At 71.8% G+C, this 12,802-nt stretch carries 9 protein-coding genes; all 9 read right to left on the bottom strand.

Features of this window, described 5'->3' with window-relative positions; all coding sequences use genetic code 11:
- Genes ACIBVL_RS28985 through asnB form a run of 9 tightly spaced genes read right to left on the bottom strand, consistent with a single transcriptional unit; the run spans position 1 to position 12,801 of the window.
- Entirely contained in the window at positions 1-648 is a 648-nt protein-coding gene (locus ACIBVL_RS28985; RefSeq protein WP_399101458.1) for a PIG-L deacetylase family protein, read from the bottom strand.
- Positions 645-1,442: a glucose-1-phosphate cytidylyltransferase gene (locus ACIBVL_RS28980; RefSeq protein ID WP_399101456.1), complete on the bottom strand. Its 798-nt coding sequence runs from the start codon at positions 1,440-1,442 to the stop codon at positions 645-647. The genes ACIBVL_RS28985 and ACIBVL_RS28980 overlap by 4 nt, the downstream gene beginning before the upstream one ends.
- Entirely contained in the window at positions 1,439-2,674 is a 1,236-nt protein-coding gene (locus tag ACIBVL_RS28975; RefSeq protein WP_399101454.1) for a class I SAM-dependent methyltransferase, read from the bottom strand. The genes ACIBVL_RS28980 and ACIBVL_RS28975 overlap by 4 nt, the downstream gene beginning before the upstream one ends.
- A complete protein-coding gene (locus ACIBVL_RS28970) occupies positions 2,671-3,921 on the bottom strand; it encodes a glycosyltransferase (RefSeq protein ID WP_399101452.1) in 1,251 nt (416 codons plus the stop codon). Before ACIBVL_RS28970 ends, ACIBVL_RS28975 begins: the two co-directional genes overlap by 4 nt.
- 2 nt (positions 3,922-3,923) lie before the next feature.
- Positions 3,924-5,156 (bottom strand): O-antigen ligase domain-containing protein, encoded by a 1,233-nt coding sequence (locus ACIBVL_RS28965; RefSeq protein ID WP_399101450.1) that lies wholly within the window; start codon positions 5,154-5,156, stop codon positions 3,924-3,926.
- Position 5,157: 1 nt separating this feature from the next.
- Entirely contained in the window at positions 5,158-6,681 is a 1,524-nt protein-coding gene (locus ACIBVL_RS28960; RefSeq protein WP_399101448.1) for a right-handed parallel beta-helix repeat-containing protein, read from the bottom strand.
- Positions 6,682-6,689: 8 nt separating this feature from the next.
- On the bottom strand, positions 6,690-8,666 hold the full coding sequence (locus ACIBVL_RS28955) for an alginate lyase family protein (RefSeq protein WP_399101446.1): 1,977 nt from the start codon (positions 8,664-8,666) through the stop codon (positions 6,690-6,692).
- A complete protein-coding gene (locus tag ACIBVL_RS28950) occupies positions 8,663-10,849 on the bottom strand; it encodes a bi-domain-containing oxidoreductase (protein ID WP_399101444.1) in 2,187 nt (728 codons plus the stop codon). Before ACIBVL_RS28950 ends, ACIBVL_RS28955 begins: the two co-directional genes overlap by 4 nt.
- Before the next feature lie 17 nt (positions 10,850-10,866).
- Positions 10,867-12,801: an asparagine synthase (glutamine-hydrolyzing) gene (gene asnB, locus ACIBVL_RS28945; protein WP_399101442.1), complete on the bottom strand. Its 1,935-nt coding sequence runs from the start codon at positions 12,799-12,801 to the stop codon at positions 10,867-10,869.
- Between the last annotated feature and the right edge of the window lies 1 nt (position 12,802).

Below are 12,802 nucleotides of genomic sequence, written 5' to 3'. Positions count from 1 at the left end.
TCAACCCCCCAGGTTGAGCGTGAGTTTGGTGACGGTGAACGCTTCGGCGTAGCGCTCGTGGCATTCGATGCCGCGGATCCGGGCCAGCCCGAGGAAGGCCTCCCGGTCGTACCAGGGCCGGTGCCGCTGCGAGGGGTAGTGCTCCTGCAGCAGCCGCACCTTCTGTTCGGCGATCTCCGGCGGCAGCGGCTGGTACGCCGTCATGCGCCCGAGATCGCCGTCCCACTTGACGATCTCGTAGCCGAGCACGAGGTGGTCGCGGAAGGCGGTGGGTATCAGCTTCGCCAGGCCGCGGTGATCTTGGTGCGCGTCACCGGTACGCGGGGCCAGCACGAGATCCGGCTCCGTCCCCGCGCGCAGCTCCTCGACCGCGGCCTTGGCCTCCTCCCAGCGCGCGGGCAGTCGGCCGTCCGGCAGCTTGTGCACGGTCAGCCGAAGGTCGGCGCCCGGGCAGAAGGCGGCGAGCGCGGCCTGCTCCTCCTGCTCGCGCTCACTGCCGCCGCCGGAGAGCACCAGCGCGTCGACGCGGATGCCCGGCCGCGCATGGCAGAGCGTCAGCAGTGTGCCGCCGGCGCCGATCGCGATGTCGTCGCAGTGCGCTCCCACCGCGACGATCCGTTCCAGGGGCCCGGCCCCGAGCCGGATCACGCGGTCCTCACTTCGGCGCCGTCCCGTTCCCACACGGCCCACGGACGGTCACCCCGGGCGTAGGCGGCGTCGAGCGCGGCCCGCTCCTTCACGGTGTCGGTCGGCTTCCAGAACCCACGGTGCTGGTGCGCCACCAGGCGTCCCTGCTTGGCCAGTTGGCCGCATCCGTCGGCGACCAGGTCCCCGTTCTCCGGTATGTGGTCGAAGATCTCCTGGCGGAGCACGAAGTAACCGCCGTTCTCCCACAGCGGCAGTTCGCTCACCGCGGTGATGCCCCCCACCAGGCCGTCCTCGCCCAGCTCCACGCAGTGGAACGACGACTGCGGCGGCACCACCATCATGGACGCACCGGCGTCGCGCCGCGCGAACCGGTCGATCATCTCCGGCAGCGGGGCGTCGGTGAGCACGTCGGCGTAGTTGGCGAGGAACATCTCGTCGCCGTCCAGGTGGTGCCGTACCCGGCGCAGCCGCTCTCCGATCGGTGACTCGATGCCGGTCTGCGCGAACGTGATCGTCCAGTCCGAGATGTCGGTGGACAGCAGCTCCGTCCGCCCGCCGCGCAGCACGAAGTCGTTGGACGCCGTCTCCTCGTAGTTGAGGAAGAAGTCCTTGATGTGGTGCGCCCCGTAGCCGAGGCACAGGATGAACTCCGTGTGCCCGAAGTGCGCGTAGTAGCGCATGACGTGCCAGATCAGCGGGCGCGGGCCGACCATCGCCATCGGCTTGGGCACGTCGTCCGCGGCACCGTTGCGCATCCGCATCCCATAACCGCCGCAGAACAGAACGACCTTCACGACTTCACCTCGACAATGCTCAGTTCCGGGATGGGAAAGACCAGCCGGCCGCCCCAGGCGTGCACGAAGGACAACTGCTCGACCAGCTCGGTCCGCAGGTTCCACGGAAGGACGAGCACGTAGTCCGGCTTGTCGGCGGCGATCTGCTCGGGCGGCAGGATCGGGATGCGGGTGCCCGGGGTGTACCTGCCGTGCTTGTAGGGGTTGCGGTCGACGGTGTACGGGAGCAGGTCGGGCCGGATGCCGCAGTGGTTGAGCAGGGTGTTGCCCTTGCCCGGGGCGCCGTAGCCGACCACCGTCTCGCCGCGTTCGGCCGCCTCGATGAGGAACCTCAGGAGGTCCCGGCGCACCTTGGCCACCCGGGCGGAGAACTCGGTGTACCCGGACAGCTCCTGCAGCCCGGCGGCCTTCTCACGGGTCAGCACGTCGGCCACCCGCTGCGTCGGCTCGCCCGCCACCTCGGCGGGCCGGGCCCACAGCCGGATGGAGCCGCCGTGCGTGGGCAGCAGCTCGACGTCCACCAGCGCCAGTCCGCCGCTCGCCAGGGCCCGGATCGCGGACGCGACCGTGTAGTACTGGAAGTGCTCGTGATAGATCGTGTCGTACTGGTTCTCCTCGATCAGGGTCAGCAGGTGCTGCACCTCGATGGAGACCCAGCCGTCGTCGGCGACCAGGGCACGCAGCCCCTGGGTGAAGCCGACGACGTCGGGGATGTGCGCGTACACGTTGTTGGCCACGACGAGGTTCGCCGGGCCGTGCTCGGCGCGGACGGCCGAGCCGGTGTCCGGGCTCAGGAACTCCGTGAGCGTGGGCACGCCCGCCTCCCGCGCCGCGGCGCCGACGTTCACCGACGGCTCGATGCCGAGGCAGCGGATCCCCCGGTCCACCACGTGCCGCAGCAGGTACCCGTCGTTGCTCGCGACCTCGACCACGAAGGCGTCGGTGCCGAGATCGAGGCGCCGCACGGCGTCGGCGACGAACGTGCGCGCGTGCTCCACCCAGGAGGTCGAGTACGAGGAGAAGTACGCGTACTCCTTGAACGTCTCCTCCGGAGTGATCAGCGGCGGGATCTGCGCCAGCCAACAGTCGGCGCAGACCCGCAGGTGCAGCGGGTACGCCGGTTCAGGCTGGTCGAGTTGGTCCGCGGCGAGAAAGCTCTCACACGGTGGTGTCGCCCCGAGGTCGACGACGCTCGCCATCGCCTCCGAGCCGCAGAGTCGGCATCGTGTCATCTGCTGTCCCCATTCCCCCCGCTCGCGCGGGTGTCCCCGCCGCGAGCCAGTGCCGACCGACCCGCGATCGCGGTGCGGTACTCCTCAACCAGGCGGTCAAGGCCGACCGCCGGGCTGAAACCCTTTTCGTAACGGCGTCGGGCCGCCTGTCCCATCTCCGCGTTGCGGGCCGGCTCGGCCGCGATCCGGCGTATGCAGGACGCGAGCGAGGCGGCCTCGCCCGGCCGGTGCAGCAGCCCGGTCACGCCGTCCTCGACGAGTTCGACGAAGGCGCCGTGCCCGGCGGCGACGACCGGGACCCCGGCCGCCATCGCCTCCACGACCACCAGGCCGAACGCCTCCAGCCACGTCGAGGGGGCCACCACGGCGACCGATCGCGCGACGGCCTTCTGGCTCTCCGCCGGGTCCAGCAGGCCGACGTACCGCACGTCGTCCCGGCCCGCCGCCCAGGCGGTCACCTCACGCTCCAGCGGCCCCGCGCCGGCGATCACGAGCGGCACGCCCACACCGCCGCTCGCTGCGATCTCGTCCCACGCGGCCATCAGCAGCCGCAGGCCCTTGGCCTCCGCGAGCCGGCCGAGACAGAGCAGATGCTCGCCGGCACCCACCCGGCCGGTGCCCGGGTCGGGCACGAAGTTGTGCTTCACCGCCAGCCGCTCGGCCGGCATGCCGGACCGCACCAGGACGTCGCGCTGCGCCGCGGAGATGCAGAAGAACCGCTCCACGCCGGACCACCACCTCCGCCGGTTGACCGACAGGCTGACCGCGAGCGGCACCGTCGCCAGCCGGGAGTTCCGGTAGCAGCCGTGCCGGACGGCGGGCAGCGGCGCGGACCCGACGCACTCGGTGCACGGCCGGCCGTCCCGCTGCAGCGTGCCGGGCGGGCAGACCTGGGTGTAGTTGTGCAGCGTGGCGACGGCGGGCACGCCGGCGTCGGCGCAGGCGGCAAGCACCGCCGGCGACAGGAGCGGGAACACGTTGTGGACGTGCACCACGTCCGGCCGCTCGGTGCGCAGCCGGGCGGCGAGCTCCGCGCGGACCGCCGGGTTCCACGGCACCAGCAGCGGAACCGCCACCTTGCCCAGCAGGGACCGGGCGGCGATGTCGTCGCTGCGCCGCTCGAACACCTCGACCCGGTGGCCGGCCCCGCGCAGCAGCGCCACCTCCTGGTCGACGACCTTGTTCTCTCCGCTCGGCTGCGCCGAGGCGTAGCGGTTGTGCACCACCAGGACGTGAAGGCCGTGCATGCTCAGCTCACCTCCGATCTCTGGCCCCGTCGCGGGATGCGTTGTCGGGGGACTACGGGTGTCGAAAGGGGAGCGGCCCCGGCAGGAGTCGCCAGCAGCGAGGCGGCGAGGGCCAGATGCAGCAGATAGGGCGAGGCGTCGCCCAGCCCGGCCTCGGTGTACGACGCGATCCCGCAGTAGCTGATCAGGAAGATCGCACAGGCCCTCGACAGCGACGGCGGCCGCAGCAGCGCGACGCCGCCGAGCACGACGATGATCGCCGCCACCAGGGCGATGCCGGTCACGCCCTGCTCGTTGTAGACGGCCAGCCAGCTGTTGTCGATCGGGAGCCCGTCGAACGACTTGTCGCCCAAGCCCATGCCGAACAGGTACTGCGAGGTCGTCCGGGGCGCCGCCAGCAGAGCGTGCCAGACCTTGGCCCGGCCGGTGAGGCTGGCGAAGTTCTCCTGGCTCTGCCCGCGCAGGAACCACGCCTGGAGCGCGGAGCTGAACGCCACCGCGGCCACCGTCGCGCACAGCACCGCCCAGGTGAAGAACCGGCGGGCGGCGGCGCTGGTCAGGATGAGCGAGCCGATCGCCAGCACCAGCCCGATGAGCAGTCCGACGGTGGCCGTCCGGGTATGGGTCAGCGCGAGCAGGGCGACGGAGGGCACGATGATCACCACCGCGCTGGTCCGGTCCGTCCGGCGGCCCAGCAGGAGCAGTACGGTGAGCCCGATGATCACCGCGGCGTACTGTCCGATCTGCGGCGGGGTGAGCGGCCACAACACGCCGACGAGCCGCCCGCCGTAGACCCCGGACAGGGCGGTGCCCGGTGAGACGACCAGGCCGGCGGCCACCGACCCGAGCACCACGAAGTACATCCGGATGTGGTGCCGGACGAACGTCGTGCCGCCGTCCCACCAGCGGCTGAGCAGCCACAGCGTGCCGACGAAGAGAGCCAGCCGGGCGCAGCGGAACAGCGCGCCCAGCCCGGCCGCCTGGTCCACGCTGGAGATCAGGCTCGGCACCAGCAGCAGGGTGAGCAGGAACACGTAGGCGCTGGCCCGGATGCGCACCCGGGGGTTGACCACGAGCGCCAGCGCGAACGCGGCCACCAGCGAGCCCATCGTGACCATCTGTATGAGGGAGCGCGGCAGCGGAACGATGGTCCTCGCCCCGGTGGAGCCGAGGGTGTTGAGGACGAGCAGCCCCCAGACCGTCCCGACGATCTTCGACGTGTGGTTGGTGCCCATCTCAACCACCGTCCCCTGCGCGGAAGGTGCTGCCCGCGTCCTGCCGGTACGGCGTGTGCCGCCACTGCTTGAAGTCGACCGTCCGGCTCGCGTCGTGGACGACGAAGGTCCACGGTCCGACGTAGACGTTGTCGTGCCAGCGGTTGTGCTGCTCACCGGTGATCGCCAAGGCCACCCGCTCGCCCTGGTACGGCGACCAGTCCGGATAGGTGCCGTAGTTGGACAGCACCGCCATCCGGTCGCACCTCACCGTGCAGTCGACGACGGACTTGTCCAGCACGAAGCGGTTGTCGTGGATGTCCACCCGCTGGGTCTTCCACCGGCAGTCGGAGTAGAGCGGGGCCTTGGCGATCGCCGGCTGCGTGCAGCGGCCGGTGCTCTTCACCAGCAACGTGCAGTCACCGGACGAGGTGTTGGCCGGGCTGTTGCAGAACCGGTCGGCGTTCTCCCACAGGGTGATCCCGGACCAGTTGTTCTCCAGCACGTTCCGGTAGATCTCGATCTTGTCCGTGCGGGCTCGGATCCGCGGCTCGCCGCCGGACTCGGACAGGTAGACGGTCGCGAACGGGAACGTGTCGCCGCCGGCGGCGTTACCGCGGCCCTCGACCCAGTTGTTCCGCCGGATCGTGTTCCTCCGGATGACCGCGTTGTAGCTGATCTCGTAGATCAGCGCGGCACCGTCGTTGTCCTCGATCAGGTTGTCCTCGATGAGGAAGTCGTTGTTGTTGGTGTCCGCCCACAACCCGGTTCCGCGGTTGTCGTGCACCCAGTTGCCGCGTACGTCGGCGCCGTTCACGGCCCAGAACTTGACGCCTCCGCTGCAGCCGCAGTGAGGCCGCCGCCGTTCCCAGTCGTCCTTGTTGTTGCCCACGATCTCGTTGCCCTCGACCACCAGGCCGCGGACACCGCCGGCGCCCTTGTACGCGTTCATGCCGTACTGGCCGTTGTCGCGCAGGCAGCTCGCGCGGACCTGCTGGCGGGAGCCCGCCATCAGCCCGGCGCCGGAGTTGTTCCGGATCGTCGCGTGCTCGATCACCCAGCCGTCGGCCGAGTCGTGATTGACCACGCCCTCGTCACGGGGCGCGACGAACCCCCGCACGGTCAGGTAGCGGATCGTGACGTCGCGGGCGGTGCCGCCGAACGCGTACTGGTTGGTCTTCCGGCCGTCGAGCAGCGCGCCCGGCGCGCCGAGGTAGACGTCGCCCTCCTTGGGGATCACCTGGTCATAGCTGTCCGACATGAGCGTGTGCTTGCCCGGCCGGAGCCAGAAGGTGGTGTGCGGGGGGCTGCTCTCGGTCTTCGCGGCCAGGTCTCCGGGCACCGCCGGGTCGACCGTCACCGCGCCGGCCGGCGCCTTCGCCGGCCCGGCCGCGGGCTTGGCGCACACCCGGGCCGCGGAGGTGGACGGCGCAGCGGTCGGCTTCGGTGCCGCGGCCGGCGTGCTGCTCTCACAGCCGGTCGCCGCCAGCAGGGCCAGCGCGAGCGGTGCCGCCGGCCATGCCCGATGCCGCCACTTGATCCCCACGCGCCCCCCTAACCGTGGAACCCGAGTACGGTGGTGAAGTCCTCCGCGCCGTCGGCGAAACCGGTGCCGACCAGCGTTGTCGCGGGTTCCTTCCGCCCGAAGCCGGCGGAGTACCAGCCCAGCGGCGGATCGGTCTCGCCGCGATGCGCCCGCCAGGTCAGCTGCGCGGGCAGGTCGAGCGCCGCGGAGCGGTCCTCGCCGTCCCGGGTCCAGGTGAGAACCGCCCGGTTCCCCACCAGGTCAGCGGCGATCGCCGGGCCGAGGTGGAACGCCAGCCGCACGGCCCGGCGCGGGCTGTGTGGGCCGCGGACCTCGTCGACCACTCTCAGTTCCCGGCTGGCGGCCGTCAGCTCCACCCGGCGGCGGTGCACGGAGGGCTGGTAACCGTCGTGCTCGGCGCACCAGCGGGCCACCCCCTCCTCGGAGGTGTCCGCAACCAGGACCCGGCTGCGGGCATGCCGGGTCCACAGGAACGGGCCGCCGGAGACGGACTGGTCAGCGCCGTCCAGTTGCAGGGTGTTGTGGCCGAGGGTCGACCGGAAGTACCGCCGCCACTCGGGCTGCCCGTGGTAGCAGAACGTCCCCGGGTCGGCGAGCACGTCGACCCCGTCGTGCCGGACCTCCACGGACAGGGCGTCCGCGTGGGCGTGCGCGGCGATGGACAGGAAACCGTGCGGACCGCCGTCGCAGCGGCACCAGATCTCCTCCGGACCACGCAGGATGGTCATGCCCGCGTCGGCGAAATGGGCCGGCCGGGCTGCCGGGCGGGACACGGCCGGTGCGCTGCCGTCTTTCGCGTACGGCCGGACGAGCGCGGCCAGCAGCGGCGTGCGTACATCGGTGCCGGTCACCGCCGGCCACCAGTCGAGCCGGCCGAACACGGCGTCCCCGGTGGCCAGCAGCGAGGCCCAGCGGTCGGTGCCCGCGCCGTCCACGACCAGACCGTGCCCGTCGTCCGCGTCCCCCTGGCGCGGCGGCCGTAGCCGGCTGTCCACGACGGCCGCGAGCGCGTCGGTCATCCGCAGCAGCACCAGCCGGACCGACGCGGGGACCGGAACGCCGGCCGCGTCCGCCTCGGCCACCGCGGCCAGGCCGAGCTCCAGCACCAGCCCGTGGTACTCGGTGGCCAGCTCGCGGTTGAGGCCGGAGCCGAAGGTGTTGCCGCGCAGATGCCGCTCCAGCGAGCGCAGCGCGTCGGCTCGCCAGCGCGCCGAGGAGGGGAACCACCCGAACGCGCAGGACGCGGCGAACTGCCCGGCGGCCTCGGCGATGACGTGGTTGTTCGCCGAGGACCCCCGGCTGGGGAAGGCGGCCAGCCAGCGCTGGTGGTGCCAGATCTGGTTCAGCGCCACCGGGTTGTCCTCGAACAGAGCGGCCGCGCCCTGCCAGCCGTCCAGCAGCCGGCGGATCCACACCCAGGACAGCAGCCGGATCCCCAGCTCGATGCCGCTGGTCCAGTGCACTCCGCGCAGCGGCGCGTTGGCCCGCCACCACGACCGCAGGTGCCCGGCCACGCGCTCGGCGTACCGCTCGTCCCCGGTGACCGCGTAGGCGGCGGCGAGCACGGTGAGGTACTGATGCCGGGACAGCTCCCAGATCTGCTTGATGTCCCCGACCGCGTCCTCGTTCCGGTACGGCACGTCGAAGGCGTAGCCCCAGGGGGCCCGGCGCCCGGTCTTCGGGTCGTACCACCAGTTGGGGTCGGCCAGGTCGTCGCGGTCCACCCCGAAATACCGGATGTGCCCCGCCATCAGCCGGTCCGCCTCGGCGACGAGACGTTTCGCGGCGTCCGGCGCCACGGCGCCGATCGTCCCCGCGGGCAGTACCGCGGTGAACCGGGCGCCGGTGACCTGCGGGCTGTCCGGCCGCGCCGACCGCCACCGCCGCCTGCGCACCGTGTCGCCCACCCGGCCCGCGACCTCCCGCGGTCCCATCCGGGACAGCCGGCGCAGGTACCAGACCGGACTCCCCGAGGTCACGGTCATCGGGCCCTCGCCAACGTCACCGGCGCGCCGCCGGCCAGGCCCGCCTGCACGGCGAGGGTGGCCGCCGTCGTGGCGACCAGTGACTCCAGCGGCACCGGCATCGGACCGCCGGTCCGTACGGCCTTGATGAACGCGGCCAGTTCGGCGTTCTGGCCCTTGTCCCGGGCCTTGGGGAGCCGTGAACCGACCCACCGCTTGCGGCGGCCGTCGTAGACAGCGGCACGCACGAAGTCGTCGAGCCGCAGCACCTTGCCGTCCGCGACCAGGTCCAGCGTCTCCTTGGGGAAGCCGGGCGCGCCGGTGGTGACGTAGCTGATGGTGGCGGTGGACCCGTCCGGGTAGCGCAGCACGACCTGCAGATCCTCGTTGCCGGACGTGGCGACCGCGTACACCGAGACCGGGTCGGCCTCGAGCAGCGAGCTCGCCGTGTCGATGAAGTGCCCGCCCTCACCGGCGAACCGCGAGCCCTCGGTGCCCTGTTGGAGGTACCAGCTGCCGTGCGCCAGCCGGCCCGCGTTGACCAGGTAGCGCAGGCTCGCCGGACCGGTCCGGGCGCCGAACCGCTGCCTGGCCTCCTGCAACAGCGGCGCGAACCGGCGGTTGAAGCCCACCTGAAGCCGGTCGTTGCCGGACTCCTCCACCGCCGCGAGCACACCGGCCAGCTCGTCCTCGGTGAGGGCCAGGGGCTTCTCCACGAACACGGACTTGCCGGCCAGCAGCGCCCTCCGGGTCAGTTCGGCGTGCGAGCTGTGCCGGGTCACCACGAACACCGCGTCGACGGACTTGTCGCCGAGCACGGCGTCGAGGTCGGTGGTCGCCCCGGCGAAGCCGAACTTGCGCTGCGCGTTGGCCGCGGACAGCGCCGTCGTGGTGACGACGGTCGACAACTCGACGCCTTCGCGCTGTGCCAGTTGCGGCAGCAGCATCGACGTCGCGTAGTTTCCCGCGCCGACGAACGCCAGCCGCACCGGCGTCCTGGCGGCCCGGGCCGGACCCGGCTTCACCTTCACCGCGGGCACGGCCACCGCCGGAGCCTCCGCTTCCCCTGCCTCGCGCGCGAGTTCGGGGTACCGGAACAGCACGGCCACGGCCTTGAGTTCGCCGTCCTTCAGGCGCTGGTACGTCTCGACGGCGTCGTCGAAGTCGGCGACGTGGGAGACCAGGGGCTCCACGTCGACGCTGCCGCGGGCGAGGAGATCGAGGAAGCACGCCAGGTTGCGGCGCTCGGTCCAGCGCACGTAGCCGATCGGGTAGTCGCGCCCCTCCAGCTCGTACTCCGGGTCGTAGCGCCCGGGGCCGTAACTGCGGGAGAACCGGACGTCGAGTTCCTTCTCGTAGTACGCGTTCCACGGCAGGTCCAGACGGCACTTGCCGATGTCGACGACCCGGCCGCGGTCCCGGCAGAGCCGGGCGGCCAGCTCGACGGGCTGGTTGCTGCCGCCGCCGGCGGCCAAGTACACCTGGTCCACGCCGTGACCGCCGGTGAGTTCGGCGACGGCGGTCTCCACGGTCGCGGACGCGGGATCACCGCAGGCCGCGGCGCCCACGCGCTCGGCGAGTTCGCAGCGCTCCGGGTCGGGGTCGACCCCGACGACACGGACTCCCGAGGCGGCGAGGAGCTGCACCACCAGCTGCCCGATCAGCCCGAGGCCGATGACCAGCGCCACCTCGCCGAGCCGTGACTCGCCTTGGCGGACGCCCTGCAGCGCGATCGACCCGACGGTGCCGAAGGCCGCGTGCCTGGGCGCCAGGCCGTCCGGCACGGGGGAGTAGAGGTTCTTCGGCACCCAGTTCAGCTCGGCGTGCAACGCGTGCTCGTTGCCGGCGCAGGCCACCAGGTCGCCGACCTTCACGTCGTCGATCCCGGCGCCGACCTCCTCGACCACCCCGCACAGCGAGTAGCCCAGTGGCGTGTAGGAGTCCAGCTTGCCCATCACCTTGCGGTAGGTGGCGGGCAGTCCGTTGGTGGCCACGCTCTGCATGACCTTGGCCACCTGGTCAGGACGGGAGCGGGCCTTGCCCAGCATCGACATGCCGGCCTCGGACACCTTCATGAGCTCGGTCCCGGTGGATATCAGCGAGTAGGCGCTGCGGACCAGCACACCCCCCGGCTTGCACCCCGGTACCGGTACGTCGAGCACCGCCAGCTCGCCGCTCTTGTAGTTCTGTACAACCTGTTTCACCCGAAGCCCCCTGATTCCTAAGCCGTTTGCCGAGTGCTCTGGCCGGACCCGCGGGTCGCGTCGCGATACCAGTACTCGAGGGTCAGCACATGCCACAGATGCTTGGAGAAGTCCCGCTGCCCGGCGGCGTCCTCGGCGACCATCCGCGCCAGCGCGTCGCGGCGCAGCAATCCGGAGCGGACGAGCACACCGTCGTTCACCACCTCGCGCACCAGCGGTGCCAGATCCCGGCTCATCCAGGCGCGCAGCGGGGCGCTGAACAGGCCCTTGGGCCGGTACACGATCTCCCGGGGGAGGATCGAGGTGGCCGCCTCCTTGAGGACTGCCTTGCCCTGCCGTCCGACGATCTTGCGATCACCGGGTACGGCGAACGCCGCCCTGACCACCTCGACGTCCACGTACGGCACCCGCACCTCGGTCGAGGCGGCCATGCTGGACCGGTCCGTGTACGTGAGGTTCAGGCCCGGCAGGAACATCCGGGCGTCGCCCAGGCACATCCGGTTGACGAAGTCGTCGAGGTCGTTGTCCTGGTAGACGTCCGCATGCTCCGTCAGCACGTCATCGACCGCCCCGGCCAGGTCCGGATCGACCAGGGCGAGCAGCTCGCCCCGGTCGTACATGGTGTAGCTGCGCCGGAACGCGGTCTCCTCCGGCAGATCCGCGAAGGAGAGGAACCGCTTCGCGAAGCGCACCGACCGGTACCCCCGGCGGGCCGAGGCGACCGGCAGCCGGTCCACGGCCGCGTGGAGGCCGCGCCGCAGGGGCCGCGGGACGCGCTGGTAGCGCAGCGCGAGCAGGTTGGCCAGGTGCTTGCGGTACCCGGCGAACAACTCGTCGGCGCCCATCCCCGAGAGCATCACCTTGACGCCGGCCTCCCGGGCGGCCTCGCAGATCAGGAACGTGTTGATCGCGGCGGGGTCACCGATCGGCTCGTCCAGGTGGTACGTCATCTGCGGCAGCAGGTCGAGCACGTTCGGGGCGATCTCGATCTCGTGCAGGTCGACACCGAACCGCTGGGCCACCTGCCGGGCGTAGCGCAGGTCGTCCGGCATCGCCTCGAACCTGGCGTCCTCGGCCCGGAACCCGATCGTGTAGGCGGAGATCCCGGGCCGGTCGCGGGCGGCCAGCGCGGTCAGGTAACTGGAGTCGAGGCCACCGGAGAGGAACGTCGCCACGGGTACGTCGGAGAGCAGGTGGCGCCGGGTCGACTCCTCGACGACGGCGGCGATGTCCGGCTGTTCGCCGGCCCGGGCCCGCTCCCGGCCCTCGGCGGCGACGTCCTTCAGGTGCCAGAACCGGCCGCGCTCCACCCGGCCGTCGGGCCGGCACCTCAGCCAGCTCCCCGGCGGCAGCTTCTCCGCCTCGCGGAACGCGCACCGTGAGTCTGGCACCCAGTAGTACAGCAGCGAGGCCACCAGTGCCGCGTGGTCCACCTCCAGCGACCCGCCGGTCGCGGTGGCGAGCGCCTTGAGCTCGGAGGCGAACACCAGGCCCTCGCCGCGGCGCAGCAGGAACAGCGGCTTGATGCCGAGCTGGTCGCGGGCGAGCACCAGGTCACCGGTTCGCTCGTCGAAGATCCCGAAGGCGAACATGCCGCGCAGCCGGGGCAGGCAGTCCGTGCCCCAGCGCCGCCAGGCCTCCAGCAGCACCTCGGTGTCCGAGGTGCCGCGGAAGCGCACCCCGGCGGCTGCCAGCTCGGCCCGCAGCTCGGGCGCGTTGTAGAGCTCGCCGTTGTACGTCAGGACGAGGCCGCCCGAGACCATCGGCTGGGCGCCGGTCTCGGACAGGTCGATGATGGCCAGCCGGCGGTGGCCGAGGTGCACCTCGCCGTCACCGGCGGGGTGGCTGTACCGGCCCGCCCCGTCCGGACCGCGGTGGGCGAGGGTGTCGGTGAGCCGGTCGGTCACGACCTTCCCGTCCGGCCATCGGTACGTGCCTGCGATGCCACACATG

It is taken from the genome of Streptomyces sp. NPDC049687 (assembly GCF_044465285.1).
In the GTDB taxonomy this organism is placed as follows: domain Bacteria; phylum Actinomycetota; class Actinomycetes; order Streptomycetales; family Streptomycetaceae; genus Streptomyces.
Note: the sequence above shows the minus strand (reverse complement) of the source record. Positions and strands in the feature narration are given on the sequence as shown.

Coding starts and splice junctions, on each gene's coding strand:
- ACIBVL_RS28955 (WP_399101446.1), bottom strand. CDS start 8,666: ATGACCGTGACCTCGGGGAGTCCGGTCTGGTACCTGCGCCGGCTGTCC.
- ACIBVL_RS28965 (WP_399101450.1), bottom strand. CDS start 5,156: ATGGGCACCAACCACACGTCGAAGATCGTCGGGACGGTCTGGGGGCTG.
- ACIBVL_RS28970 (WP_399101452.1), bottom strand. CDS start 3,921: ATGCACGGCCTTCACGTCCTGGTGGTGCACAACCGCTACGCCTCGGCG.
- asnB (WP_399101442.1), bottom strand. CDS start 12,801: ATGTGTGGCATCGCAGGCACGTACCGATGGCCGGACGGGAAGGTCGTG.
- ACIBVL_RS28975 (WP_399101454.1), bottom strand. CDS start 2,674: ATGACACGATGCCGACTCTGCGGCTCGGAGGCGATGGCGAGCGTCGTC.